Annotated in this window: 23 protein-coding genes, 1 tRNA gene and 1 pseudogene; 4 read left to right on the top strand and 21 right to left on the bottom strand. The window is 60.4% G+C overall.

Annotation, left to right across the window (positions count from 1 at the left end):
* A pseudogene (locus tag EOA29_RS01405) lies at positions 1-182 on the bottom strand (glutamate 5-kinase); the annotation flags it as partial.
* A complete protein-coding gene (gene obgE / locus EOA29_RS01400) occupies positions 179-1,216 on the bottom strand; it encodes a GTPase ObgE (protein ID WP_126091376.1) in 1,038 nt (345 codons plus the stop codon). The pseudogene EOA29_RS01405 and the gene obgE, both read right to left, overlap by 4 nt.
* A 204-nt stretch (positions 1,217-1,420) precedes the next feature.
* Here obgE and EOA29_RS01395 point away from each other — a divergent pair, with 204 nt between their 5' ends.
* A complete protein-coding gene (locus EOA29_RS01395) occupies positions 1,421-2,284 on the top strand; it encodes an endonuclease/exonuclease/phosphatase family protein (protein WP_126091375.1) in 864 nt (287 codons plus the stop codon).
* A 28-nt stretch (positions 2,285-2,312) separates the two neighbouring features.
* Here EOA29_RS01395 and EOA29_RS01390 read toward each other — a convergent pair whose 3' ends face one another.
* The 3 genes from EOA29_RS01390 to rplU form a co-directional block, all read right to left on the bottom strand.
* Complete coding sequence (locus EOA29_RS01390) at positions 2,313-2,900, bottom strand: GNAT family protein (protein ID WP_126091374.1); 588 nt, start codon at positions 2,898-2,900, stop codon at positions 2,313-2,315.
* 125 nt (positions 2,901-3,025) lie between these two features.
* The gene (gene rpmA / locus EOA29_RS01385; RefSeq protein WP_059189273.1) at positions 3,026-3,295 is read right to left on the bottom strand and encodes a 50S ribosomal protein L27; all 270 of its coding nucleotides are present in this window, start codon (positions 3,293-3,295) and stop codon (positions 3,026-3,028) included.
* A gap of 98 nt (positions 3,296-3,393) precedes the next feature.
* Entirely contained in the window at positions 3,394-4,092 is a 699-nt protein-coding gene (gene rplU / locus EOA29_RS01380; protein WP_126091373.1) for a 50S ribosomal protein L21, read from the bottom strand.
* 326 nt (positions 4,093-4,418) lie between these two features.
* Between rplU and EOA29_RS01375 the strand changes: the two genes are divergently transcribed.
* Both EOA29_RS01375 and EOA29_RS01370 read left to right on the top strand, forming a co-directional pair.
* Positions 4,419-4,508: transfer RNA gene (locus EOA29_RS01375), tRNA-Ser, on the top strand.
* Positions 4,509-4,622: 114 nt separating this feature from the next.
* A complete protein-coding gene (locus tag EOA29_RS01370; protein WP_126057794.1) occupies positions 4,623-5,945 on the top strand; it encodes an integrase in 1,323 nt (440 codons plus the stop codon).
* 1,454 nt (positions 5,946-7,399) lie between these two features.
* Here the strand turns inward: EOA29_RS01370 and EOA29_RS42690 are convergent.
* From EOA29_RS42690 to EOA29_RS01310, 13 genes are all read right to left on the bottom strand, one after another.
* The gene (locus tag EOA29_RS42690) at positions 7,400-8,065 is read right to left on the bottom strand and encodes an EAL domain-containing protein (RefSeq protein ID WP_245454739.1); all 666 of its coding nucleotides are present in this window, start codon (positions 8,063-8,065) and stop codon (positions 7,400-7,402) included.
* The gene (locus EOA29_RS42685; RefSeq protein WP_245455339.1) at positions 8,059-9,222 is read right to left on the bottom strand and encodes a GGDEF domain-containing protein; all 1,164 of its coding nucleotides are present in this window, start codon (positions 9,220-9,222) and stop codon (positions 8,059-8,061) included. The genes EOA29_RS42690 and EOA29_RS42685 overlap by 7 nt, the downstream gene beginning before the upstream one ends.
* A 254-nt stretch (positions 9,223-9,476) precedes the next feature.
* A complete protein-coding gene (gene ubiM / locus EOA29_RS01360) occupies positions 9,477-10,658 on the bottom strand; it encodes a 5-demethoxyubiquinol-8 5-hydroxylase UbiM (protein WP_185928959.1) in 1,182 nt (393 codons plus the stop codon).
* Between the two features lie 280 nt (positions 10,659-10,938).
* Positions 10,939-11,175, bottom strand: a complete 237-nt coding sequence (locus EOA29_RS01355) for a hypothetical protein (RefSeq protein ID WP_145967428.1) — start codon at positions 11,173-11,175, stop codon at positions 10,939-10,941.
* Positions 11,176-11,895: 720 nt separating this feature from the next.
* The gene (gene ccoS / locus EOA29_RS01350; protein ID WP_081714250.1) at positions 11,896-12,051 is read right to left on the bottom strand and encodes a cbb3-type cytochrome oxidase assembly protein CcoS; all 156 of its coding nucleotides are present in this window, start codon (positions 12,049-12,051) and stop codon (positions 11,896-11,898) included.
* Positions 12,052-12,056: 5 nt separating this feature from the next.
* Positions 12,057-14,330 (bottom strand): cation-translocating P-type ATPase, encoded by a 2,274-nt coding sequence (locus EOA29_RS01345; protein ID WP_126059322.1) that lies wholly within the window; start codon positions 14,328-14,330, stop codon positions 12,057-12,059.
* Complete coding sequence (locus EOA29_RS01340; protein WP_126057792.1) at positions 14,327-14,824, bottom strand: FixH family protein; 498 nt, start codon at positions 14,822-14,824, stop codon at positions 14,327-14,329. Before EOA29_RS01340 ends, EOA29_RS01345 begins: the two co-directional genes overlap by 4 nt.
* The gene (ccoG, locus tag EOA29_RS01335) at positions 14,821-16,380 is read right to left on the bottom strand and encodes a cytochrome c oxidase accessory protein CcoG (protein WP_126057791.1); all 1,560 of its coding nucleotides are present in this window, start codon (positions 16,378-16,380) and stop codon (positions 14,821-14,823) included. Before ccoG ends, EOA29_RS01340 begins: the two co-directional genes overlap by 4 nt.
* A gap of 166 nt (positions 16,381-16,546) precedes the next feature.
* Positions 16,547-17,410: a cytochrome-c oxidase, cbb3-type subunit III gene (gene ccoP / locus EOA29_RS01330; protein ID WP_126057790.1), complete on the bottom strand. Its 864-nt coding sequence runs from the start codon at positions 17,408-17,410 to the stop codon at positions 16,547-16,549.
* Positions 17,411-17,412: 2 nt separating this feature from the next.
* Entirely contained in the window at positions 17,413-17,562 is a 150-nt protein-coding gene (locus EOA29_RS01325; RefSeq protein WP_024502864.1) for a cbb3-type cytochrome c oxidase subunit 3, read from the bottom strand.
* An 11-nt stretch (positions 17,563-17,573) separates the two neighbouring features.
* Positions 17,574-18,305 carry a cytochrome-c oxidase, cbb3-type subunit II gene (ccoO, locus tag EOA29_RS01320; protein WP_126057789.1) on the bottom strand — a complete coding sequence of 244 codons (732 nt, stop codon included), beginning with the start codon at positions 18,303-18,305 and terminating at the stop codon, positions 17,574-17,576.
* Complete coding sequence (ccoN, locus tag EOA29_RS01315; protein WP_126057788.1) at positions 18,305-19,924, bottom strand: cytochrome-c oxidase, cbb3-type subunit I; 1,620 nt, start codon at positions 19,922-19,924, stop codon at positions 18,305-18,307. The genes ccoO and ccoN overlap by 1 nt, the downstream gene beginning before the upstream one ends.
* 496 nt (positions 19,925-20,420) lie before the next feature.
* Positions 20,421-21,164 (bottom strand): Crp/Fnr family transcriptional regulator, encoded by a 744-nt coding sequence (locus tag EOA29_RS01310; RefSeq protein ID WP_126057787.1) that lies wholly within the window; start codon positions 21,162-21,164, stop codon positions 20,421-20,423.
* A gap of 152 nt (positions 21,165-21,316) precedes the next feature.
* Here EOA29_RS01310 and hemN point away from each other — a divergent pair, with 152 nt between their 5' ends.
* Positions 21,317-22,666, top strand: coding sequence for an oxygen-independent coproporphyrinogen III oxidase (gene hemN / locus EOA29_RS01305; RefSeq protein ID WP_126059321.1), 1,350 nt, complete (start codon positions 21,317-21,319; stop codon positions 22,664-22,666).
* Between the two features lie 235 nt (positions 22,667-22,901).
* Here the strand turns inward: hemN and EOA29_RS01300 are convergent, their stop codons facing one another.
* From EOA29_RS01300 to trbG, 3 genes are read right to left on the bottom strand one after another with little or no spacing between them, the layout of a single operon-like run.
* A complete protein-coding gene (locus tag EOA29_RS01300) occupies positions 22,902-23,144 on the bottom strand; it encodes a DUF2274 domain-containing protein (RefSeq protein ID WP_126057786.1) in 243 nt (80 codons plus the stop codon).
* A 12-nt stretch (positions 23,145-23,156) separates the two neighbouring features.
* Positions 23,157-24,371 (bottom strand): TrbI/VirB10 family protein, encoded by a 1,215-nt coding sequence (locus EOA29_RS01295; RefSeq protein ID WP_126057785.1) that lies wholly within the window; start codon positions 24,369-24,371, stop codon positions 23,157-23,159.
* Complete coding sequence (trbG, locus tag EOA29_RS01290; protein WP_127232321.1) at positions 24,368-25,393, bottom strand: P-type conjugative transfer protein TrbG; 1,026 nt, start codon at positions 25,391-25,393, stop codon at positions 24,368-24,370. The genes EOA29_RS01295 and trbG overlap by 4 nt, the downstream gene beginning before the upstream one ends.

Genomic DNA, 25,393 nt, shown 5'->3' with positions numbered 1-25,393 from the left:
GTGCGGCCGAGCGCGATGGCGCCCGAGGAGACGACGAGCACCTCCGCGCCGGCTTTGGCTAGCGCCGCGATGTCGTCGGCCAAAGAGGTCAGCCAGTCGCGCTTCAGCCCGCTCGTGCGGTCGACCAGCAGTGCCGAGCCAATCTTCACGGTGATGCGCCGATATGATTTCAGCGATTTCATGGGTTTTGCTGCCAGCGCGTGTCGACGGGAGCGGGAACGGCGTCGCGTGCTTTGGCGACCACGGCCATCAGTGCGCGCTGAACCGCCTCGACGCCTTCGCCGGTGACGGCCGACAACAGCATCGGCGCGCGGCCGGCGGCGCGCTTCAGCGACGCCGCCTTCTTCTTGCGGGCATCCGCGTCGAGGATATCGACCTGGGAAAGCGCGACGATCTCGACCTTGTCGGTCAGCTCATGACCATAGGCCTCCAGCTCGCCGCGCACGGTCTTGTAGGCTTTGCCTGGATTCTCCTCCAGCGCCGAGACGAGGTGGAGAAGCACGCGCGTGCGCTCGACATGGCCGAGGAAGCGGTCGCCGATGCCGACGCCCTCATGCGCGCCCTCGATCAGGCCTGGAATGTCGGCCAGCACGAATTCGCGGCCGTCGATGCGGGCGACGCCGAGGCCGGGATAGAGCGTGGTGAACGGATAATCGGCGATCTTCGGCTTGGCCGCGGTGACGGCGGCGAGGAAGGTCGACTTGCCGGCATTGGGCATGCCGACGAGGCCGGCGTCGGCGATCAGCTTCAGCCGAAGCCAGATGCTGAGCTCCTCGCCCGGCTGTCCCGGATTGGCGCGGCGCGGCGCCTGGTTGGTCGAGGTCTTGAAATGCTGGTTGCCGAAGCCGCCATTGCCGCCCTTGGCGAGCAGGAAGCGCTGGCCGACCTCGGTCAGGTCGCAGATCAGCGTCTCGTTGTCCTCGGCAAACACCTGGGTGCCGGCCGGTACCTTGAGCGTCACGTCGGCGCCCTTGGCGCCGGTCATGTTGCGGCCCATGCCGTGCATGCCGGTCTTGGCTTTGAAATGCTGCTGGTAGCGATAGTCGATCAGCGTGTTCAGCCCGTCGACCGCCTCGGCCCATACATCGCCGCCGCGGCCGCCGTCGCCGCCGTCCGGACCGCCGAACTCGATGAATTTCTCGCGGCGGAACGACACCGAACCGGCGCCGCCGTCGCCGGAACGGATGTAAACTCGGGCTTGATCGAGGAATTTCATCGGAATTTTTCAGGTTTCTGCTGATTGCCTTGCGCGATTGCTCTAAACCAAGGCGGGGCCAAGGGCGAGGCTGTTTTGTGACGAAAGCGCCGGCACAAGCTTTTGCACGCACCACGAACGCGTTGGCACTGCCCGCTTGCGATTGATCCCGCGCGACGATCGCTTCCGGTTTTCGCGGTTCCGCGTTGGTGTTGGAGTACCGGAATGCAGCTCGTCACCTACAACATCCAGTACGGCATCGGCCTTGACGGCAAATACGATGTCGGCCGCATTGCCGACGCCGTGCGCGGCGCCGATGTCATCGCCCTGCAGGAGGTGACCCGCAACAACCCGCGCAACGGCGATCGCGACATGGTGGCCGAGATCGGCGAGGCACTGCCGGATTACTTCGCTGCCTACGGCAGCAATTTCGAGGTCAATGTCGGCTCGCGCCTCGACACCGGCCGCGCCGTCACCCGCACCTTCCAGCTCGGCAACATGGTGCTGTCGAAGACGCCCATTCATCTGTCGCGCAATCTCCTTTTGCCGCGCAGCCGCAGCCTCGAGGCGATGAACTTCCAGCGCGGCGCGCTCGAGGCGCTGATCGAGACGCCGCTCGGCTTCGTCCGCTTCTATTCCACCCATCTCGACCACCGCAGCCCGGTCGAGCGCCAGAGCCAGATCCGCTTCCTGCGCCAGCGCCTGTTGAACTACGCGCTGGAAGGCGGCGGCCTTTCCGGCATTCCCGAGATCGGCCTGCCGGACCTGCCCTATCCGGAGGCCTTCATCGTCATGGGAGACTTCAACATGCTGCCCGGATCGCCCGAATATGTCGAACTCGCCGGCCGCGCGGACCATGAATTCGGCATGCCGCTGACCGCCGATCTCGCCGTCGACGCCGCCCAGCGCCTTGGCGCTTCCGGCCTCGTCACCTCTGTCGATCCAAAGCGGCCCGACGATGCCAGCCGCTACAAATGCATCGACTACGTCTTCACCAGCGCTTCGCTGGCCAAATCGCTGAAGCGCCTCTGGGTCGACCGGCAGGCGGTCGGCTCCGATCATCTGCCGGTCTGGGTCGAAATGGGCTGACCTTTGACCTTGGTTCGAGGCCCGGCGCCTAGAAATGCACCCAGTTGCGTAGGCTCGTCCACGTCTTGCGATCCAGCCGGTAGCGCTCGACAGGCACCTGGCCGGCGACGATCGAATTCAGCATCCCCTGGCCGGCATACTGGAAACCGCACTTGTGGATGACCCGGCGCGAGGCCGGATTGATGACCCTGGTCGAGGCATGCAGGACCTGGATCGAGGTTCTCTGGAAGGCGAGATCGACCAGCGCGTGCGCGGCTTCCGTCGCATAGCCGCGCTTCCAGTAGGGCTCGCCGATCCAGTAGCCGAGCTCCAGCCCGCGATCGGTGGTGTTGAGCCCCGCGCAGCCGACGAAGGTTCCGGTTCCGGCCAGCGTCAGCGCATAGACGATGCCGGCGCGGCGTGACGAAGCCATGGCAAGGAAGGCTCTGGCTTCGGCCTCGCCGTAAGGATGCGGCATACGGGCCAGCATTTCGGCGACGTGGCGGTTGTCGGCGAGCGCCATCAATTGCTCGAGATCGTTCTCGCGCGGCGCGCGCATGACCAGGCGCTCGGTGGTGAGCACCGGGCAGTCTATCGCGTAACTTTCGTCGTCGGTGTCTTCCGCTTCGGCAACCATTTTAGTCCTCCAGGGCATAAGAAAAATAAAAAGGAGAGATGGAAGCCCATCTCTCCTGATCCTTTTCCTGGCCTGGCCAGACACCGGTTCCCGAGATGGGCGCCGGTGTTATGGTGCGGAACCGGCTACTCCGCTGCTTTGGTGATCGGGTTTACCGAGACGTAGGTTCGGCCGTTGGCTTTCTTGTTGAAGGCGACTGCGCCTGCTTCGAGTGCGAAAAGGGTGTGGTCCGTGCCCATGCCGACGTTGGTGCCCGGATGCCATTGCGTGCCGCGCTGACGAATGATGATGTTGCCGGCAACGACGGCTTCGCCGCCGAACTTCTTCACGCCGAGCCGCTTGGAGTGCGAGTCGCGACCGTTGCGCGACGAACCGCCAGCTTTCTTGTGTGCCATCTAACTAACTCCGATGCGCCGTGAGGCGCTTGAATTGTCTTATGAACGCGTTCGCGTTCCGTTTCAAGTCGTGCCGGCGACGATTGTCGCCGGTCGTCTTACTTCTTCGCCAGCTCCTTGGCCTGCTCGCGCCAGTCCTTGATCTGGTCGGCGCTGAACGGCATGTGCTCGTCGATCTTGGCGACATCCTTGTCGGTCAGCTTGGCGAGCTGCGCGAAGGTGACGATGCCCTGCTCGGCGAGGTCCTTCGCCGCGACCGGGCCGATGCCCTTGATGACGGTGAGGTCATCCGGCTCGCCCTTCGGCGCCTTGAACAGCGGCGCGGCCTTGGCCTCTTCGCCGGAAGCAGCCTCTGCCTTGGCTTCCTTCTTGGCCTTGGCCTCCTTCGGCGCGGCTTCAGCCTTCGCCTCGGCGGCGACTTCAGCCTTGGCTTCCGGCGCCTTGGCCTCCGGCTTCGCGGCGGCCTTCTTCGCCGGCTTGGCGCCGCCCAGCAGGATCTCGGAGATCCGCACGGTGGTCAGAAGCTGGCGGTGGCCGATCTTGCGGCGCGAATTCTGGCGGCGGCGCTTCTTGAAAGCGATGACCGTGCGGTTCTTGCCCTGCTCGACGACTTCCGCCGTGACCATGGCGCCGTCGACGAACGGCGCGCCGAAGGTGACATTCTCGCCCTCGCCATGCGCGAGCACATTGCCGATCTCGACGATATCGCCGACCTTGGCTTCGACTTTCTCGATCTTCAAGAGATCGTTGGCGGCGACGCGATACTGCTTGCCGCCCGTTTTGATGACTGCGAACATTTTTTGCCTTTCGCTGTTCGGTCGGCCTTGATGAACCGCCTCGAGCGGTTCGGCCGTCTTTTTGTCAGTCTGCGGGTTCAAAAAACAAGCGGCGCGGAGAAACCCCCACGCCGAATGCGGGCTGTCCCTAACCGAAGGTTGCGCGGAAGTCAAGGCGAGCGGGCCTTGCCCTCGCCGACCCGGAGCGACATCGCCGGCAAGGCTGGTCTGCCGCGTCGGCGGTCGCTTCCCGAAGAAGCGGGAAATCGGTCGAATAGGGCCTTGTAACTGCAGCGGTCAGCCGTTATCTAGTGCGCCGCGCCGGCAACGGCCGACCATGACCTCGCGGAGAGGTGGCAGAGTGGTCGAATGCACCGCACTCGAAATGCGGCATACTCGCAAGGGTATCGGGGGTTCGAATCCCTCCCTCTCCGCCATTTAGCTTCCATAATAATCGTTTCCTTTCAAAAGCTTCCTTGTTGCGCTTGACCAGCGCGAAGCGAAACTTATCTTAGACTGTGTAACAAACTGTGTAACATTAGAGAAAGATAATGCGACGTTCCGCAGCGCCAAAGCCGCATAAACGTGAAGGCATCTGGTATCTCGTCCGCAGGGTGCCGAAGGAATTCGCGGCGTTTGATCGCCGCTGCCTAGTACGCATTTCCACGGGCGTCGCCGTGGCTGACGATCCCCGCGGTGTACGGGCGCGAGATGCAGTGCAAAGCCTCGGCGCGGGGCTGGAGGCGTATTGGCGTAGACTGCGGGAAGGCCAATCCGCCGAGGCGGGGCTGCGTTTCGAAGCCGCGAGGAAGCGCGCGCGGTCATTTGGATTGGCCTATCGCTCTAACGAGGAACTAGCAGCGGGGCCGCTCGACGAACTCATGGCCCGTATCAAGCTGCTCCTCGACAAAAAATCGATCGAGGACGCGCAGGACGTCTCGGCCGTCATGGGTGGGGAGAAGCGGCCAGCGGTCCGCCTGAGCGGTCTTATCAAGGAATTCGAGACGATCGAGCAACAGAACTTGCTGACCATGTCGCCTAACCAAATCAAGAAATGGCGTAACCCCAAAAAGCGCGCAGTTGCCAATCTGGTTGGAGTCATTGGCGACAAGGAGATCGCAAGCCTCACTCGGGACGACGCAATCGCGTTCCGCGAGTGGTGGCAAAAGCGGATCGTTGAGGATGGACTTGATATCGGTACGGCCAACAAGGACATCGGCCATGTTTCGAAAATGCTGCGCGTCGTCGATCTGACTCACCAGCTCAAGCTGGAGCCGGTTTTTCGAAACCTGCGTCTTTCCGGCGCCGTCCCCGGGCAACGCGCTGCGTTCACAGCGGAGTTCATTCAGGAGAAGATACTCGCTGAAGGCGCGCTCGACGGACTCAATGACGAAGCCCGCCATCTAATCTATGTGATTGCCGATACCGGACTCAGGCTTTCTGAAGCGGCAAACCTCACCACCGAAACAATCCACCTCGATCAAGAAATCCCGCATGTGCGGGTGCGCCCCAATGGCCGTCGCTTGAAGACCGGTCATTCAGCCCGTGACATTCCCTTGGTTGGCGGCGCACTTGCAGCCATCAAGCTCCATCCGGACGGCTTTCCTCGTTATCGCGACAAGGCCGCGTCACTTTCAGCGCTCGTCAACAAGGTGCTCGCCAGCAAGGAACTTCTGCCGACTTCCGAGCATAGTCTTTATAGCCTGCGACACACTTTCGAGGACCGGCTGACGGCAGTTGAGGCGCCGGAGAAGGTAATTGCTTCTCTGATGGGCCACAAATGGATCCGGCCCAAATACGGCGCGGGACCTTCGTTAGCGCAAAAGCGCGAGTGGCTTCAAAAAATCGCTTTTACCCCGCCCGGGCGAATGTGATTGCGGCGCCATCCAGGCCTTGAGAACCAACCTCACGGCTCCAGCTGTCCGAGCCATTTAGGTTGAGCGTGGCCAGCACGCGCTGCGCTCGCTCGCGATTTCCGAGCTTCCGCCGCATTTGTTCGACCTCGTATTCCAGCCTTTCGAAGGTCGGTATATAGGCATCTCCATGCCGGATGACCAAGTAGGCGGCAACAGCTAGACAGCATTCTAGCTCCGTGGCCGATGGATCGGAAAAAGGGGCGACGCCATACCAAGACGAGCAACGCCTCTCGAGGGCTTCCGAACTAGGCAAACGGCCAGCATGTGGCATGGGATACAAACCTATGCCTGATCGACGAACCTAAAGTGCTCACGAAGCTTGACCGGTACGCGGGCCATCGGAGGGTTCTGCCTAAAACCGCCAAAAATTTTGAAACACCCATTCATCCGGCTCGAATTCAAAGGGATCGGCGATTTTTGGGTTATGGCTTGCAAGCATAGTTCAGCCCAGACAAGAACGCCTGATATCTTGTCGTTCACTGTCACCCTGCCAAATATGGTGCCGGTGACAACGGCAGTTTGGCGAGCAGAAGAATTCCCGAGACTGAGACGTTCTACGGCTTGGCCCATGTTCGCGCTCCTCCTCGATTGGAGACAGGATGGGCCATATGGAAGCGAATAAAAGGAGGTTGGTGACGAGTCTCGGTAGTGGAGTAGAAACGGGTGGAAAAGCTTGCGCTATTCGCCGTCGGCGCCGCTAAGCGCATTTGAGAGAAGGGGCAACGATCGCCAAGAGATGACGTCCGATCGCAAGCCGGCTAGAAATGCGACAGTGACGCGCCTTTTTTGGCACGACCTTAGCACCCGATCGGGCCTCAGCTGGTCGTCGTTGCGCAGCCGATCGGGTGCGATTTTTATAAAGCTCTCTTGGCTTTAGCTTTGAGAGCCCGTCATCGAGACAAATGCAAGGGAACGGTCCCGCCCCCTGGGGACATTCGACATGCCGTGGCAGCTTCCTATGGTGAGCCAGCGCATTCCGATACACGTTTTCCGCGCTCTACCGTTGCTCCAGCACCTGTGCTGAGGCTGAGCGCTTGATCAGGACCCGACCGCTGCTGTTGCGGGATGGTGACTGGGTTGAGGTCGCGAAAACCTTGACCGCGGGTACGTTGTTCATCCAGATGAGCGCTGAGCCGAGAAGCAGCCAAGAACGCTTCCCGTAATCGAATCCTACGGGAACCGCGAAACCAGCGTCCAAGGGACGCAATTCTCCGACGTCGTTCACTCAAGCTCATCTCGCAACTTGAACGCTTGTATGAAGCCGCTGCATGTGCGCCGGTGGACCGGATTGCTGCTATCCAAACCACGTGCTCAGTTTCGCCCCCGTAATAACTCTACCGTCCGAAACGGCTTTCGCGCGTCAGGTCCACCCCACATGAAAGTTCCGCGAGCAGCACGGACGGAGAGGCCGGTCACAACTCCTTCGCGTGCTCTTTTACTACCGAATCAAGTGCCAAATGGAGAGGCACTGCCTTAGAGAACAGGAAGCCCTGCGCGGTTCTGCAGCCAAGCTTGTACAGAGTTTGCCGATCTGCCTCTGTTTCAACGCCCTCGGCCATGACCTCGATCCCGAGCGTCCTACCAAGGTCAATCACCGCTTTGACAAGCAGCCGATTCTCCCGGGACTTGGCTAAGCCGCGAATGAAGCCCTGATCTATTTTCACTTTCCTGATCCGACTGTCCTTGAGCGATGCCAACGTCGAAAAACCGGTGCCGAAGTCCTCGAGCGCGATAGAAATGCCAGCATGTGAAAGCTGGCCGAGCTTTTCATCCACTCTGTCCGGATCCACTGGGGCTTCTTCGGTAATCTCGATGTCGAACATCGTTGCAGGGAGGTCTTTTGCCGCCAGACCATTAAGAATCATCTCGTCAATATCGCCAGCTTCCAACTCGCGCGGTGAAACATTCATCGCCACACGAACATCACGACGGTCAGCTTTGACCAAGCCCTCGATAAGAGCGCAACAGTCGGCGAATACCGTTTGAGTTAGCAGCTGAAGCATTCCAGTTTCGCGTGCCGCTGTCATGATCTCGGGCGGAGAAATGGGACCGTGAAGCGGGTGAGACCATCTTAGCAAGGCTTCAAAACCGACGACGCTTCAGTTTCGAGTCTTACGATTGGCTGAAACCAAGCGACCAAGCTTCTCATCGTTATCGCCGAATGAAGATCGCGTTCGATTGACTGGCGGCGTTGCAGTTCCCGGGCTAGCTCGGCACCGAACAGACAAAATTCATTCCTGCCGCGGCGCTTAGCTGTGTAAAGGGCGATGTCGGCCCGCAACAACATTTCCGTCAGTCCGGGGTTTTCAGCCAAGTAGATTCCTATAGACGCTCCAATGCGGACGGATGCGATCCCAGGATAGGGGCGAGCAAGCTTGGCTATGAGATTGGACGCGAGATTGGTGGGAGAAGGAGAATTCTTTCGCGAAGAAAAAACCAGCACGAATTCATCCCCACCGATGCGGGCGAGCGTTGAGCCCTCCGGTGCTTCTTCCTCTATTCGGCGGGCGATCCTGGCAAGCAGCTCGTCACCCGTTCTGTGACCGTAGGTACCGTTGACAGATTTGAACCCGTCCAGATCAATCAGCATGGCCACAAAGGGTCCATCGGTGTTCTCAAACTGATCGATTGCATGTTCGAGGCCCCGCCTGTTGAGGAGCGCGGTAAGATGGTCCTCCCTGGAATTGCGCTCCATTTCCGCGGCAAGCCGCTCGGCTTGATGTCTCAGGCGGCTCGCGTCACGGAAGCGCGCTTGTCCAACGAACGAGGATCGAACCAGGCCGCCCTCGAAAAGCAGGACGGCAAAAGCCAGAATGTAGTTTTCCGGGGCTCCCTTCGTCAGCAAACATGCGGCGGCAATGAGGAGTGGCGGTGTGATGAAGCATATCGCTGCCGCAGCATATGAGCTGCCGTACGTGACCGCGCCAGCTGAAATGCCCGCCAGAATTATTAGATGCAGCGATGCTTGAGACGTCGTGTATCCAGCCGTTAGGATGGCAAGGAATGACCAGGTGAATCCCGCCAGAAGAGCAAGCCTGCCAAACCAGCGAAGCCGCAGCCAAACCCGTGTCAGATCATCCTGGACTCCGGGTTCCTTCAGCTGATGACGGGCGAGTGCAAGGCGGGCGGCATTTATCGCATTAACGACCGAAAACCAGGCCGCGCCAGCAAGACCGTTCCCGGAAAGGGCCTGCACGGTCAAAATCAGCCCGGACAGCACAATGCTTATCGGCATTGAGACGAAAAGGCCTGCCCTCAGATCAGCGAGCTGGTCCTGAAGGATTCTCGCCTCCAGCGGATCTTCTTTTCCAAGGCTGGACGGGTCAGCTTGCTTACTCCTGCTTGTCCGCAGCCTATGCAGCCCCCCTGAAGGACGGGTTAATTCTTCAATCGGAGATCAGCGTCGGGGAGCAGGATTACTCCGGTGCATCATGCACTCTCTCCCATCGCTCGCCCAGCACGCGCAAAAATGCGACTGCTGGTGCAGTATCACCGCTGGAGCTCCGCCGATATCCCATGCCGGACAAGGGGAACATGTTGGGCAAAGCGAAGCCCCAGATGCCTTGCAAGCCGTGCCGCCAGGTGGTCTCTGGAGTAGAGTCCAATCAATATGTTCGTTGCATGGTAGAGCGGCGCCGCCGACAGGCGCAGCCGCCTTTCGTATATATGCAGCATGTCGGGGTCGCCAACATTGCGGCCGTCGCGGCACGCAGTCATGATTCCACGGGCGAGTTGCTTCTGGCTGCTGAGACCGATGTTGAATCCGTGAGCGGTCACCGGGTGCATGCCGATGGCAGCGTCGCCGATGAGTGCGGCGCTCGGCGCCCGGAATTTGTGCGCCCAGGTCGTGACCAGCGGATAGGTGTGGCGCTTGCTTGCCAAGGTCATTTTTCCAAGGCGCCCTCGACACCGTTTCGTCAACTCCGACAGGAACAAATCATCATCGAAGGCAAGCAGTCTATAGGCCTCGTTTGAGCGCAATGTGAGCAGCAGCGACGACATGCCCTCCGCGAGGGGCAACATCGCTATCGTCTGATGGTGATCGAACCATTCGATGGCGATCTGGTGGTGGGCGCGCTCGTGCCTCACTCGGCAAATCAGCATCGAGTGGCCAAGCCGGTTGATATCGGCGCCGATGCCTAGCAGATCACGCGTGGCGGACAAACGCGAATCCGCGGCAACAACCAGCCGAGCAGTTAAACGCGCGCCATTAGAGAGCGTTACGACTGCTCCTTCTTGGCTGTTTGTTGCATCGACGACCGAGTGGCCGCACAACAGCCGGGCGCGATCCTGCAAGCGGACGATTTTGAACAGCGCCTCGCGGATCCGGCAATTTGGAACCAAAACCCCCAGCGGTTCTCCAGAGTTGCTGGGAGGATCGAAACGAAGAGCGAATGCGCTCGAGCCGTTGAGCACGCGCGCGCCTTGAAGTGCTGATTTGTCCGAAGCCGGGATGACATCCCAGGCGCCGAGCTCGCGAAGGGTTCTGATCGAAGCGTTGGTCAGCGCGATTTCGCGACCATCGAAAGCCGGATTCGCCAGACTATCGAATGTGTTCTGTTCAACAACTGCCACCTTGAGTTCGCTTTGGGCAAGCGACGCAGCGAACGAAAGGCCGACCGGGCCGGCTCCAACGACAACGATGTCAAAATTATCGTCAGAGCCCATCAGCGTGCCGCCATCCGGTCGCCTATCCTCGTGTAACGGTGGAACTGAGCCGAGTGACATGAGCTCCGTGGCCGCCGCATTGCCTAAAGGCGCTGGGCCGGGAGATTCGCATCGATCGGCAACGAAGCACTCAAAGCGCTCAGAGGTGGATGCGGCTAACCGATCCCGCCCTTTGGCCGCGCAGCCGCGCAGATCGCCGCCAGCAAGCGAGACACTCGCGACGCTGGTCAGCCACGGCCGCGCCGCATCGATCGCCACATTCCACCTGGAACCCTTGCGCATACTACTCACGCTCCACGACGTCGAAGCGGGCTCTCTTGCGAGGGTATCGAACGTAGCGCTCTCTCTCGTCATCCCAGCCAAGGTAGCGGAAACTTTTATCCACGACCGCGCATATCTCATCAAGAACCTGCTGCATGGCTTCGATGTCGATGTCCTTGCAATTCAGTCGCCGATAGAGCAAAGCCCACGCGGCGACATAGTCGTCGAAATAGCGCGCGTCACTCGAACCAATGATCAACTTCGGACGGTTGATCGATCTCGAAAACGCACGTCCCAACCCCGATGATGCTCCGCAGCACGTTGACATCACGAGGATCTTCGGCGCTGGATGCGAGCCCTGGAACATTTCTACGAAGTCAGCCCAAAGAAGGCCACTTTCGACGCACACAACCCATCAAAGGCGAAAGCTGTTGATCGGCCCCCGTGTCCGCGCAGCCACGCGGATGGTCAGCCAGCAAGCGAGATACACACGACGCCGGTCAGCTAATGGCTGCGCCGTAAGCACAAGGCATGGCCGACCACACGACAGAAAACCCAGAACCGTGAAGGTGCTGATAATGACGACCAATCTTTCCGTAAGTCATGCATTTCTCCGTCGAAGACTGGTCAATAGAACACACCGATGAGTATGACCCTGATCTGGATCAGCCAGACATGACCAATCGGCACTGGCGGTTCACGGTCAGGTGATCGACCGTGACGTTCCACTTTGGAACCCGTGCGCACATGGCCAAGCTCTCGTCCGGCCACGCGAGGTACTCTCGTGGCATCAGCCGCCTCATACTGGGTGCAATGGGAGGCAGTCCTTCGCACGACAGAGGCTTTTCACAAATGTAGTGTGCAGCTTAGGTCAAGATGGTCATGGAGCATGGAGCATGGAGCATGGACAGCTTGTTCCCGACCGAGCCGGCTCGACTGACGAGCGCGATCCGCGCATCTTATGCACAGCGGATTGAAATCAGCGTTCCGGTTTGTCGTCCCGATCAATTAGTATCCGCTCGGCGGCTCCGTCGAGATCTTCGTATTGACCGCTTCGCAATGCCCAGACGAAGCCGGACACACCCAGTGCACCCAGAAAAAGGGCCACTGGTATGAGATAGAGCAACGTCGTCACGAGGATTATGCCGAATAGCTGACTGCGGAGCGTCCGACTTTTTGAATAACTTGCAGCGTCGCATTCGCCCCGAAGCCGTGCAAGCGCAATGCGTTTCCAATAACAAGCACCGATGAGGCAGACATGGCAATCGCCGCTAACAAAGGCGTGGCGTGCCCGAGGATGGCGATTGGTACTGCCACCGCATTGTAGACGATCGCAATCGCGATGTTCTGGCGGATCAGGTGTCCCGCCTTGCGCGAGACGTCCAGCGCGAGAGGCACTGCCAGAAGGCTTTCGCGCAGGAATACGAAGTCGGCGGCATTGCGGCCAATGTCGGCGGCGGTAGCTGGAGCGATCGAGACATGCGCCGCGCTGAGCGCCGGCGTGTCGTTGAGGCCGTCGCCAACCATCAGAACCTTGTGTCCGTCTTTCGCCAGGGTCTCGATGCGCTCGACCTTGCCGGATGGCAGCAGGCACGGAACGAAGTCCTTGACACCCAGCATTTCTGCGACTTCACCGCAGGCACCCGCAGTATCGCCCGACAGCATTTCCACTGACACCCCGGCATGGCTCAATTGCCCGATCGCCGCCTTGGCGTCTGCGCGCAGCGCGTCCTCAAAATCGAAGGTCGCGACAATGAACCCGTCTTTTGTCAGCACGGTTCCGCCATGTTTGCCTTCACCACCGGTCCGGGCTCTCCATCCAGCCCATCCGCGTCGGCCTAGCCGCCAGGTGCTTCCGGCTCCAGTGGCTTCGATTCCAAACCCTGGATGCTCGGTGACGGCATCAAATTTGTACTGCCCGCCGGGATGGGCAAAACCGGCTATGGCCTTTGAAAAAGGATGGCGGGAATGCGTAGCCATGTCTCCCGCGACTGCCAGCATGGCCGGATCGATCGACGATGCATTGACCAGCCGGGGCTGGCCGAGCGTGAGCGTTCCGGTCTTGTCGAACACCGCTGTATCAATCGTCGCCAGGCGCTCCATGGCAGAACCGTCCTTTACCATGATGCCGTTCTCAAACAGGCGCCGCGCGGCGACCACCTGAACGATCGGTACGGCGAGGCCGAGCGCGCACGGGCAGGTGATGATCAGAACGGCAATGGCGATGGTTATCGCCCGGTGCCAGTCGCCGGTCACCGCCATCCAGCCAAGGAACGTCGCGAAGGCTGTGAGATGAACCACCGGGGCATAGAGCGCTGAAACGCGATCGGCGATCCGGCGATAATGCGCGCGGCCGCCCTCTGCGGCTTCCATAAGACGAACCATTTCCGCCAGAAACGAATCCTTCGCGGCGGCTGTCGCCTCAATCGTCAGCGGGCCGGTAAGATTGAGCACGCCGGCCTGAACTGCTTCGCCCGGCGCCACGTTTTTCGGCGTGCTTTCGCCTGAGGCCAGCGAGCAGTCGAGATCCGACGTTCCCTGGATGATCTTGCCGTCGACGGGGATCCTCTCACCGGCTGCGATCAACAACCGCATGCCTGGTTCGATCTCGCCGACCGGCAAATAGTCGCGCGCGCCGTCGCTGCGCAGCACCATGGCGCCATGTGCGGCCAACTGGGACAGGCCTTTCACAGCGGTCCGGGCACGTTCGCGCATCACGTGATCCAACGTGCGGCCGATCAACAGGAAGAACAGCAGCGATACCGACGCGTCAAAATAGGCGTGATCGCCATGGTTGATCGTCTCGTAGAGGCTCATGGCGTAGGCGAGCGAAACACCGACCGCGATCGGCACGTCCATATTCATGCGGCCATGGCGCAAAGCATTCCAGGCCGAACGGAAGAAGATGCCGCCGGCGAAGGCGAGGGCAGGAATGGCGATCAGCGCCGAGACCCAGTGAAACAGGTCGCGGGTAGCACCTTCGGCGCCGGACCAGACCGAGACCGAAAGCAGCATGATGTTGCCCGCCGCAAAGCCGGCAACCGCGACCGCGCGGATCAAATCCGATAACGTCCTGTCCTTGTCGCCGACCTCGGAAGGGAAGAGATGCGCCTGGTAGCCTAGCCGCCCAAGCGCGACGACGAACGGTGGGACCTCGTCACCACGCCACCGGACAGAGACCCGTTTCGTCGACAGGTTGACGCGGGCGCTCTCGACGCGATCGAGCTTTCCCAGCGCCGTCTCGATCGTCTGGATGCAGCCTGCGCAATGAACCGTCGGTACTGAAAGATCGGTCTGGTGAAGATCATCGCCAAGCGATCGGCTCGCCAGCCTGATCTCCTGGCTGGACGGCAGGACCGATCCGGTGTTGACCAGATCAAGCGCCATTTCGGCGCCCGGTGCACAACAACTCATTGCAGCGCTCCATTGGAAATCATGATCCGGCGGACGTCGCGATACGGTTTGTCCAGACCGGCGTCGGCGTCGACTTCGACAATCCAGACGCCGTCCTTCGGCATGTGCTGGGCTGCGAATTCCTGGCCCGAGGCGGGTGCGAGGGTGACCGACTTGTCCTCCTTCTCGTACGCGGGATGGCGAAACAGCACCTTGACGCCGTGCAAGGGAACCGGCTTGCCGGCGACGTCGGCGAGGCCATAGCGAACTTCGCCCCATGCGATGGTCAGCTTGCCGGTCCAGCCAAGTGCTGCCTGCGCCCGTCCTTCCTCGGCCTTCTTGTTGAATTGCTGGCTCGCCACATAGGTGTTTTCGACGACGAGGCCAGTCCAGCTTGTGCTGGCGAGCGTTGCCATGGTCAGATTGACTGCGATGACCACGCCGAAAAAGGCCAGGATGATGACCAGCATGTGCCTGCCGGTGAATTCACGAGGCTTTTGTACATTGGCAGTCATCTGAGGGGCTCCGGCGCGTTGAAGGTGGCGGTGTACTCGTTCGACTCAAAGCTGGCTCTGTCCTCGACGCGGAACTTGAAGGTCTGTGCCGGAGCGCGGATCTGGTCCGCCGGCTGGCGAACGAAGACCCTCAGCATTTTCAGGCGGTCGGGTTCGACCGGAATGGCGAAGGAACGGCCTGCGGGGATGTCGTCGCCGACGACGACCATGTCAGCGCCTTCAAGGCCCTGCATGGTTACGACGATCGTCCTCGGCTCGGGGATCATGTTGAGCAGCTTGACGGTATAGCCATTGCGGATGGATCCGTCGGTCAGCGTGACGAACTGGGGATTGCGATCATGCAATACGTTCAGTTCGAGCCGATCGCGCGTCAGCAGCGAATAGAGCAGGCCGAGGCCGATCAGCGACCACAAGCCCATGTAGACGTAGGTGCGCGGCCGAAAGATCTTGCGGATGTGAAAATGCGCCACCTTGTCGGAGAACAGGCCATCAGCGGTCCTGATCAGCGATGGATTGACTGAGCTGGACCCGCCTGCAGTCGCCAGCATCATGTTGGCGTTGTAGTCGGAGAGCGTCGCATAGGCGATCAGCCCACGCTCCTTGCCGAGCTTGTCCATGACGCCGTCACAGGCGTCGATGCAGAGCGCGCAAGTGATGCATTCGAGCTGCTGGCCGTCGCGAATGTCTATCCCCATCGGGCAGACCGCGACACAGGCATTGCAGTCGACGCAGTCGCCCACGGGCTGGCCTGCGGCCAGCACCTTCTTGGCGTGGCGCGAACGCGGTTCGCCGCGCCAGTCATTGTAGGTGACAGTGAGGGAATTTTCATCGAGCATGGCCGCCTGGATGCGGGGCCACGGGCACATATAGGTGCAGACCTGTTCGCGCATCAGACCGCCGAACGTGTAGGTGGTAGCCGTCAGGACGGCGACAGTGATGTAGGCGACGGGCGCCGCAGTGCCGGTGAAGAGCTCGCCGAGCAGCGTCGGTGCATCGGCAAAGTAGAAGATCCAGGCGCCGCCAGTCGCCGCCCCTATGACCAGCCAGATGGTGTGCTTGGACACACGCAGCATGAGCTTGCGCGCGGTCCAGGGACCTGCGTCAAGTTTCATGCGGGCGTTGCGGTCCCCCTCGATCGCACGTTCGACGACGAGGAACAGATCGACCCACACCGTCTGAGGGCATGCATAGCCGCACCAGGCACGGCCGACAGTCGAGGTGATCAGGAAAAGACCGACGCCCGCCATGACCAGGAGGCCGGCCACATAGAAGAATTCCTGGGGCCATATCTCGATGAAGAAGAAGTAGAAGCGCCGGTTCGCGAGATCGAGCAGGACTGCCTGGTCCGGGGCAAATGGACCGCGAGCCCAAGGCAGCCACGCAGCCAGGTAGTAGATGCCAAGTGTGATCGTCATCACCAGCCATTTGAAGCGACGAAAGTTGCCCGAGGCGCGCTTCGGAAAGATCTTTTGACGCGCGGCATAAAGCGGCTTGCGGGTTTTGGCGGAATTGACAGTTTCTGTTTCGAGCCGTGTCAACTGCGTCTTATCACGCATGTGCAACTCCACTTTCCCAGCCAATGTCAGGGGCACCTGTCGTAAAGCCTCGCGGTAGGATAGCCTTGCCGGGTTGTGCAGATCGCATTAGGGATGGTGTCGAGGCCCGGCTCACGCCGGGCCTCGTCCGCTTGGCAGGGGGGACCGAAGAATAGGACTTCCATTCCTATTCTCCGCCGCCAAGCGAATGGACATAAACTGCAAGTTCCTTGACCTTGATCTCGCCGAGACGGCCAACCCAGGCCGGCATGACGCCCTGTTTTGGCGCACGGACCTGTGCGGCGATGGCTGTCTCACCGGATCCATAGAGCCAGATCGCATCGGTCAGGTCGGGGGCGCCGAATTCCCTGTTGCCTTTTGCATTGTCGCCGTGACAGGCGACGCAGTTCTCGGCAAAGACCTTGGCGCCGGGTTGGATCAGACTTGCATCGCGGACCTTGCCGGAAAGGCTGGCCACGTAGGCGCTGACTTGTGCGATCTGGTCGGCGGTAATGATGTCGCCGAAGGCCGGCATTTCCGACAGGCGCGTGTCCGGATCGGATGCGAAGCGGATGCCGTGCGTAATCGTCTGCTGGATCTGCTCGGCCTTGCCGCCCCATAGCCAGTCGTCGTCGTTGAGATTGGGAAAGCCCTTGGAACCTTGGGCGCCGGAGCCGTGACATTGTACGCAATTGACCTTGAAAGCGGCGCCACCGGCGGCGATTGCGAATTCGCGCAGGCCGTCGTCCGCGGAGATCTCCGAGACGCTCTTGGACTCCACCGCCGAGATATATTTGCCCTTGGCGGCCTCAGCCGCAGTCAGCTCGTTCCTGACCTCGTTGCGGCTGGAATAGCCGAGCACACCCTTCGTCGCCGAGTGCAACAGAGGCCATGCTGGATAGGCGATGGTGTAGCCTATCGCCCAGACAATGGTGACGTAAAAGGTGATAACCCACCATCTGGGAAGCGGGTTGTTCAGCTCCCGGATGCCATCCCATTCGTGGCCGGTGGTCGAGACGCCAGAGATTTCATCGATATGCTCGTCGCTCATGATCACTCGTCCTCGAGCGGAATGCGGGCCGCTTCGTCGGCCAGCCTTCGGCTGCCGGGGCGTAGGGCAAAGGCGATGCACCCCACGAAGAACAGCGCCATCGCAACCAGGCCCCAGCTGTCGGCAAACGCCCGCATCAAATTGTAGGTCATCAGCGTTCTCCTCAGCGGTAGCCGGCGGCTTCGTCGTAATTTTTGAAGTCGACCAGTGTGCCAAGCATCTGCAGGTAGGCGAGCAGGGCATCCATTTCGGTGACCTGTTGCGGGTTGCCGTCGAAGTCGCCGATCTTGGCTTTTGGGTAACGCGCCTCAAGGCCTGATGTGTCGGCATTGGGATCGGCCTGCGCCGCCAGATCCGCATTGGCGTGGACGATCATGTCATCGGTGTAAGGGACGGCTACAAGCCTGTTGGCGACCAGATGCGTTGAGAAATCCTTCACGTCGATCGGCGTGTCTTTCAGGAACCCATAGCTCGGCATGATCGATTCCGGCACCACCGAGCGCGGGTCGGTAAGATGCGCGACATGCCATGCATTCGAGTAGCGGTCGCCAACTCTGGCGAGATCCGGCCCGGTGCGCTTCGATCCCCACTGGAAGGGGTGATCGTACATGGACTCGGCAGCTAGGCTGTAGTGGCCATAGCGCTCAACTTCGTCGCGGAACGGCCTGATCATCTGGCTATGACAGAGGTAGCAGCCCTCGCGCATATAGATGTTGCGCCCGACAAGTTCGAGCGGCGAATAGGGGCGCATGCCTTCCACCTTCTCGATCGTATTGTCGAGATAGAAGAGAGGCGCGATCTCGACGATGCCGCCGACCGTCACCACGAGCAGCGAGCCAACGAGAAGAAGCGTGGCGTTCTTCTCGATGATTGCGTGTTTGTCCATCAAGCCCATTACCTGGCTCCTGATCGCGCAGGTCGGATGGCGACGGGGCTCGGCATCGGCTCCTCCTCGCGCTGGTGGCCGAGGATGGTCCTGGTGATGTTCCAGGCCATGATCAGCGCGCCGGAGAGGTACATGGCCCCACCGATGGCGCGCATGACATAGTAGGGGTGCATGGCGGCGACGGTCTCGGCGAAGGAGTAGACCAGGAAGCCCTGCTCGTCGTATTCGCGCCACATCAGGCCCTGCATGACGCCGGATACCCACATCACCGCGGCGTAGACAACGATACCAAGTGTCGCCAGCCAGAAATGCCAGGTGACCAGCCGCAACGAGTAGAGCCGTTGCCGGTTCCAGAGCTTCGGCACCATGTAGTAGATTGCGCCGAACGAGATCATGCCAACCCAGCCGAGCGCGCCCGAATGGACGTGGCCGATCGTCCAGTCGGTATAATGCGACAGCGAATTGACCGCCCGGATCGCCATGATGGGGCCTTCGAAGGTCGACATGCCATAGAAGGCGACGGCCATCACCATCATGCGTATGATCGGATCGGTGCGCAGCTTGTCCCAGGCGCCGGACAGCGTCATCAGGCCGTTGATCATGCCGCCCCAGGACGGCATCCACAGCATGATCGAGAACACCATGCCGAGCGTCTGCGCCCAATCGGGCAAGGCGGTGTAGTGCAGGTGATGCGGCCCGGCCCAGATGTAGAGAAAGATGATCGCCCAGAAATGGACGATCGACAGCCGGTACGAATAGACTGGCCGGTTCGCCTGCTTGGGCACGAAATAATACATCATGCCGAGGAAGCCGGCGGTGAGAAAGAAGCCGACCGCGTTGTGGCCGTACCACCATTGCGTCAAGGCGTCCTGGACCCCTGAAAAGGCGGAGTAGCTCTTGGAGCCCAGGAACGAGACTGGTATGGACAGGTTGTTGACCACATGCAGCATCGCGATGGTGACGATGAACGACAGGTAGAACCAGTTGGCCACGTAGATATGCGGTTCCTTGCGCTTCAGGATCGTGCCAAGGAACAGAATGAGGTAGGCGACCCAGACGATGGTCAGCCAGACATCCACATACCATTCGGGTTCGGCGTACTCGCGGCCCTCGGTGATGCCGAGCAGGTAGCCGGTCGCGGCCATGACGATGAACAGCTGGTAGCCCCAGAAGACGAACCAGGCCAGATCACGGCCGAAGAGGCGGGCGCGGCAGGTGCGCTGCACGACATACAGAGACGTGCAAAGCAGCGCGTTGCCGCCGAAGGCGAAGACGACACCGGATGTGTGCAACGGCCGCAAACGACCGAAATTGAACCAGGGCTGGATGTTGAGATCGGGGTAGGCGAGCTGCAGCGCGATCACCACGCCGACCAGCATGCCGACGACACCCCAGAACACGGTGGCGATCGCGCCGTAGCGGATCGGACCATCCATGTAAGCGGATGGGTCAATCGGAGCTGCTGGCTTGAACTCCGTGTTGCGCAACAGGATCGCAGTGAAACCAGCCACTGCGAAGAACAACACCCACATGTGTCGGCGGAAAGGTTCATCCACGCCGAAGCCGGCGGCCACCAGGGCCGCAAAAGCGAACACGCTTAGAAGGACGATCTCTGTGCCGAATTTCATTGCAGATCCCGATCTCGAATCTGGTGGATGCCAAATCCGCAGCGCACTAATCGCGCAGCCGCCGCCCCCTCGCCCTGATCTATGTCAGGCCGCAAGATTTTGTGTCGGCGGCGCAATCAGCAGGTGGCGAATGAACGAGGAACGCAGCGCGGGCTCACCCCCCTCATGGAAGGCGTTCCCTGGGTTGGGCGGGCGCAGACGCGATCGCTGAGGCGAAAGCTGAGGCCCTGCGCGCGTTGGATGCTATTGCCGATGCCCTGCCAAACGTTGTTCGGATCCCATTGGAAACGAACGCGATCGTTCCGCCGAGCCGTGGCAGATTAAGGACCATGCTTCGCCGGTATGTGCCGAAACACACCTGGCGATTGGTCACGTTCCTATCAAAGCCCGAAAGCTGTTTGTCTCGACCGTGACGCCGCTTCGTCGAAGGCGCGGCAACATCGCATTAAAAGGCAAACACGGCCCGCCCCGGAGTCATGCGACATGGCCTCGCCGCTTAGGGCCGCTCGCGTCCGCCGCCACAGCGCTTCTCCAGACGGCTTATGCTGTCCACCGTCACATGGCGTGCGTTCTCAATCCGAATCACCCCGTCAGCCCGCAATCGCGTCAGTTGGCGGCTCACGGTCTCGTTGGTGATTCCAAGGAAATCAGACATTTCGACACGCGTCAGCGGCAGATCGAAGGACGCCGACCCGGAAGCCGCATCGAGACTGGAATCGATATTCCGGGCCATCATGAGGAGAAAAGTCGCTACCTTTTCCGGAGCTGTCTTGCGCCCCAGCGTCACCATCCACTCGCGCGCCTCATCGAGTTCATTCAGCGTCTGTTTGAGCAGGCGATGCTCGAATTCCCGTGACGCCTTCATCATCCGTTCGACGGCCGCTCGCGGAAACGAACACAGCGTGACTGCTGTTGCCGCTTCCGCATTGATCGAGCTTTCCACCTTGAAAGGACGTCCCAGAAAATCCGGTGCAAACTGGAGACCGACGATCTGCTGGCGCCCATCCGACAGGCTCTTTGATAGCTTTACAACGCCTGAAAGCACGTTGGAGTAGCTGTCGACGTTCTGTGCCTCGCCGGTCAACTCCATTCCTGACTCGATCCGGCGACGCGAGCAAGTCTTGGCGAGCCCAACCAAATTGTCTGGATCGAGCGCACCGCAGACACCGCGACGCCGTGCCTCGCAAGGGAAGCAAAGAACAGGAATGCCGGAACTATGAATGTCTTGCCGAAAGGTCATGCGTTCGCCTTACCCGATCCTAACTGCCGGCAGGATACCCATCCAGGGTAGAGAAATCCTGCGGCGGTTTGTCCATGAGCGCGGCTGATCGAGATCAGGGTCTGCTTCAGCGATGCGTGCAGTGTTCCGGCGGGCAACACGGTGAACGCGAGATGCAATCGGAAATAGCTGTCAAACTCAGCGAGAACGTCCCACGCTACACCAGCTATCCGACGGCGCCGCATTTCCATTCGGGGATCGATGCTGCCATTTACCGTGGCTGGTTGGAGACGCTGGAAAGCGGCGACGAAATCTCGCTGTACCTGCACATTCCTTACTGCGACAAGCTCTGCTGGTTCTGCGCCTGCCACACCAAGCAGACGCACCAATATGAGCCGGTGGCCGCTTATCTGCGCTCGCTGAATGCCGAAATCGTCACGATTGCCGGTCTGCTGAGCGGCAAGGCACATGTCCGTGCAATCCACTTCGGTGGCGGTTCGCCAACTATTCTGAGGCCCGATGATATGGTTGCTCTTGGAGCGGCCTTGCGGGACAGCTTCGACTTTCTCCCGGATGCTACGGTCAGCATCGAAATCGAAACCAACGACATGGACAAGGCGCGCCTTGATGCACTTGCTCAAATCGGCGTAACCCGGGCGAGCCTCGGCGTGCAGGATTTCGATCCGCAAGTGCAAAAAGCAATTAATCGTGAGCAGAGTTTTTTGCAGACCAAGGCAGTCGTCGACGGGGTTCGTTCGCGGGGCGTCGAATCGGTCAATCTGGACCTGCTCTACGGGCTCCCGAATCAGACACGCGAGACGATCTGTTCCACGGTGGCGCAGGCACTGACCTTGGAGCCAGACCGGATGGCCCTGTTCGGCTACGCACATGTGCCCTGGTTCAAGAAGCATCAGACGATGATCGACGAGGCATGGCTGCCGAGTCCCACTGAGCGTTTCGCCCAATCTCAACTCGCGGCGCGGGCAATTGTCGCCAAGGGATATGAGGCAATAGGACTCGATCATTTCGCGAAGCCCGACGATGCGCTGGCCATAGCGGCCCGCGCAGGGGTTTTGCATCGCAATTTTCAGGGCTACACTGAGGATCGCTGCCCGACACTGATCGGACTTGGCCCTTCGTCCATCGGTCGTTTTCGCCAAGGCTACGTGCAAAACATGGCTTCGACTGCCGGGTACGGGCGCATGGTTGCGGATGGCGGGTTGGCTGCCGTCCGCGGCGTTGCCCTTTCCGACGACGATCGCGTCCGTGGCTGGATCATCGAGCGGCTGATGTGTGATTTTGCCTTCTCGGCAGTCGATCTGGTGGAGCGGTTCGGCAAAGCCGGCGAGCAGCTCCTTCATCGCTCGAGGTCCATCGCACTCCACGATCCTGCCCGAGCGCTTGAATTCGATGGTGACAGTTTCCTCGTACGGACTGAAAGTCGCCCCTTCATTCGAACCATCGCGGCCAAGTTCGATACATATTTCAAAGGGGGAACGGCGAGGCACTCGGTGGCGGTCTGAGCAAAGCACAGTGCGCTCGCCGTTTGGTCGATCGGCGAACCAGCTGCGTTCGTTTTGACCGCTCATAGGCGACTACCGCATCAAATCGAAAATGCAAACTTAGGCTGTTGCGCGGTATCTCCTTCCACATCCTCTCTTGCGCATACCTACATTCCAAGGGGTTTGATCCTATGCTTCGCGAGGAGCAGGTAGGTCGCGACAGCTAGGCAATGTTCCAGCTGCCCTAGCGGAGGAGTCACGATTTTCCGGCAAGCTCCGTCGGCAGACGTTCTTTTCTGGCCCTGGCAAAGGCTCGGTCGCCTTCCAGAAACGCCGCCAGCATGAAAGGGATGAGTTCTGCCACGGTTTCAGACTGACCATAGGTCTGACGGTAAAGTGCAGCATACTCCTTGAGTGTTTGGCTCAGCTCCGCGCTGACGGTAATGGTGATCTTCGAAGCTGTTCGGTCCGGAAGTTTTCCAAGTTTCAGGTCAGCCATGATAACTCCTGCTCAACTGGCGTATGGCCGCAGCACGATGTCCTTGTGCACGATGACGCGCAGTGGCCAACCTGGGCGGACGACGATGGTGGGCTGGATATTGAGGTTTTTTTCGGTGATGCGCTGGCCGGCTCGACTGGCGTTCTGCTGGGCTGATTCCCGGATCGCCTTGACCAGATCGCTCTCGTTTTCGCCGAGGCTGAATTCTGTGCCGACACCGAGCAATGTGGCAAGCGCCACTCCCTTGATCATCTGCCAAGTGTGGAAATCGACTTTGTCTTCCAGCCCTGCGTAGCCGGCGGTGTCGCTCGCGGGCAGATTGTCGATTTCGGCCGACGAGCCGTCGGGCAGCAGAATGCGCTGCCAGACCAGCAGCGCTCGCTTTTGCCCGAACGCGACGACGCTGTCGTAGACGCCGATAAGACGTGAGCCCTGCGGAATCAGCAATATGTTGCCCGTGACCGTGTCGTGCACATTTTCGGTGACTTGCGCGACGACAAGGCCCGGCAAATCGGAATTGATGCCGGTGATCAGGCTGGCGGCAATCACGCTGCCAGCCATCAGTTGATATGGCGAGATCGGCGTCTGAAGCGCATGCGGATTGTAGATCCCGCCAGTGCTCCGCTGGCTGAGAAAATCAAGCTTTCGCTGCTGATTGTTCTGGTCGCCTTCCGCCGCCGCCACCGAGGCTGACGCGCGTCCTGCTTCGGATTGGGGAAGCGCCTCAAATGGATGCTGAGCAGTTTGCACGCTCTCTCCGACATCTGTCTGTTGAGCTCGATTTTCGACGCGGAAAAGCACCCGCGATTCACGCGCTTCGATCGCCTGCTGCGCTAGACGCTGCTCCTCGGCCGAGATGTCTTGGCCCGGCACGATGCCGAGCTGGCGCTGCCGCTCGAGGATGGGGCGGCCGAGGTCGCCCGGCAAAGGTAGCCCAAGGACGGGAGGCTTTGGCTTCATGCCGGAATAGTCATGGGGAAGCGTATCGAGTCCCTCGGCGGTTGGTTTGCGCTCAGTGTTGTAGAGATCTTCCGCCTGATCCCTGATGCGAAGGGCCGGCCCCTGGAGGGCGATCATGGTAACGCCGAAGACAGCGCCGGATCCGAGCGCTGCGATAGCGATGATCACACCGCGCCTGAACCGCACCACGCGGCGGGGAGAGGCCCGAAGCTGCAGTTCCTCGGGATCCAGTTTCGGCGGGATGCCAGAGCGGGAATTTTCGATCATGAGCCCTCACCTCGCCGGCTGCCGCGAAAGAGCGAGATCCGCCGTTGCGGTTGCCTGCCGTCAATCCTGCTGATGCGGATCACCTGCTGCCGCTTGGTGCCGAGGCGAAGTTCGGCCGCGGCGAAGAGCCGATCGACGATGTAATAGTTGCCGCGCACGCGATAGTTGACGAGCTCGCTGCTCCCATCTGCGCCGACGATGAAGAGTGGTGGCGCCTCGCCCTGATCTATGCGACGAGGGAACTCAATATAGACCTTGCTGCCGTCGTCGAAGGCTCGCGTCGGTCTCCAGGGCGGTGTGTCGCCACTGATTGAGTAGCGAAAGCGAAGGTTTTCGAGCGCGATGTTCGACGCGACCGGTGTAACTGCCTCGGCTTGAGCATTGCGCTGGCGAAGCGCGATGATCTGGTCTTGGCTGTAGGTCCAGGAGATTGCCGCCATTGCGGTCTTCTCGGTGCTTTGAAGCTGCAAATGATAGGTCCGCCGGTCCGTCGTAATGACGACATTGGTGGCAAGACCCGGCGCGAAGGGTTTTACCAGAACATGGGTGCGCTGATTGTCACCGGTGCCGCTTGCGGTATCGCCAATGACCCAGCGCACGGTGTCGCCAGCCGACACGGCGGTTAGTTTCTCGCCCGGCTGCAGAGCGATGTCGGTCACGCGCTCCGGCGCGGCATAGAGTTGATAAAGCGCGCCATCGGTGAAGGGGTAGACTTGCACTGCATTAACATACCCGTACTTGGTGGGTTGCTGGGTCGCGGCTTTGTTGGCATCAGCGACGCGTTCTTCAGGAGGGCGCTTGTCCTCGGCCTTGCCGGGCTCGGGCTGCATTTGGCCAGGCAGCGGCAGTGGTTTTGGCACCTCGACAATTCTAATCGGCCTCTCCGGCGCTTTTTCGATCGCGGCCGGTTTGAAGTCGGCAGCGTCATAGGAAATCTCAGGCGGCGGCACCTTCTTCGATGCACAAGCGGAAACGACCGCTGCCGACACCGATAGGATCAGCACGGCACGAATCGGTGACAT

Origin of the sequence: Mesorhizobium sp. M1E.F.Ca.ET.063.01.1.1, from assembly GCF_003998155.1 — a bacterium.
In the GTDB taxonomy this organism is placed as follows: Bacteria; Pseudomonadota; Alphaproteobacteria; order Rhizobiales; family Rhizobiaceae; genus Mesorhizobium.
Note: the sequence above shows the minus strand (reverse complement) of the source record. Positions and strands in the feature narration are given on the sequence as shown.

What these genes read in the sequence shown, in the direction of transcription:
- obgE (WP_126091376.1), bottom strand. Translation starts at nt 1,216, where the DNA reads ATGAAATTCCTCGATCAAGCCCGAGTTTACATCCGTTCCGGCGACGGC.
- EOA29_RS01395 (WP_126091375.1), top strand. Translation starts at nt 1,421, where the DNA reads ATGCAGCTCGTCACCTACAACATCCAGTACGGCATCGGCCTTGACGGC.
- EOA29_RS01390 (WP_126091374.1), bottom strand. Translation starts at nt 2,900, where the DNA reads ATGGTTGCCGAAGCGGAAGACACCGACGACGAAAGTTACGCGATAGAC.
- rpmA (WP_059189273.1), bottom strand. Translation starts at nt 3,295, where the DNA reads ATGGCACACAAGAAAGCTGGCGGTTCGTCGCGCAACGGTCGCGACTCG.
- rplU (WP_126091373.1), bottom strand. Translation starts at nt 4,092, where the DNA reads ATGTTCGCAGTCATCAAAACGGGCGGCAAGCAGTATCGCGTCGCCGCC.
- EOA29_RS01370 (WP_126057794.1), top strand. Translation starts at nt 4,623, where the DNA reads ATGCGACGTTCCGCAGCGCCAAAGCCGCATAAACGTGAAGGCATCTGG.
- EOA29_RS42685 (WP_245455339.1), bottom strand. Translation starts at nt 9,222, where the DNA reads ATGCCGATAAGCATTGTGCTGTCCGGGCTGATTTTGACCGTGCAGGCC.
- EOA29_RS01345 (WP_126059322.1), bottom strand. Translation starts at nt 14,330, where the DNA reads ATGAGTTGTTGTGCACCGGGCGCCGAAATGGCGCTTGATCTGGTCAAC.
- EOA29_RS01340 (WP_126057792.1), bottom strand. Translation starts at nt 14,824, where the DNA reads ATGACTGCCAATGTACAAAAGCCTCGTGAATTCACCGGCAGGCACATG.
- ccoG (WP_126057791.1), bottom strand. Translation starts at nt 16,380, where the DNA reads ATGCGTGATAAGACGCAGTTGACACGGCTCGAAACAGAAACTGTCAAT.
- ccoP (WP_126057790.1), bottom strand. Translation starts at nt 17,410, where the DNA reads ATGAGCGACGAGCATATCGATGAAATCTCTGGCGTCTCGACCACCGGC.
- EOA29_RS01325 (WP_024502864.1), bottom strand. Translation starts at nt 17,562, where the DNA reads ATGACCTACAATTTGATGCGGGCGTTTGCCGACAGCTGGGGCCTGGTT.
- ccoO (WP_126057789.1), bottom strand. Translation starts at nt 18,305, where the DNA reads ATGGGCTTGATGGACAAACACGCAATCATCGAGAAGAACGCCACGCTT.
- ccoN (WP_126057788.1), bottom strand. Translation starts at nt 19,924, where the DNA reads ATGAAATTCGGCACAGAGATCGTCCTTCTAAGCGTGTTCGCTTTTGCG.
- EOA29_RS01310 (WP_126057787.1), bottom strand. Translation starts at nt 21,164, where the DNA reads ATGACCTTTCGGCAAGACATTCATAGTTCCGGCATTCCTGTTCTTTGC.
- hemN (WP_126059321.1), top strand. Translation starts at nt 21,317, where the DNA reads ATGCAATCGGAAATAGCTGTCAAACTCAGCGAGAACGTCCCACGCTAC.
- EOA29_RS01300 (WP_126057786.1), bottom strand. Translation starts at nt 23,144, where the DNA reads ATGGCTGACCTGAAACTTGGAAAACTTCCGGACCGAACAGCTTCGAAG.
- EOA29_RS01295 (WP_126057785.1), bottom strand. Translation starts at nt 24,371, where the DNA reads ATGATCGAAAATTCCCGCTCTGGCATCCCGCCGAAACTGGATCCCGAG.
- trbG (WP_127232321.1), bottom strand. Translation starts at nt 25,393, where the DNA reads ATGTCACCGATTCGTGCCGTGCTGATCCTATCGGTGTCGGCAGCGGTC.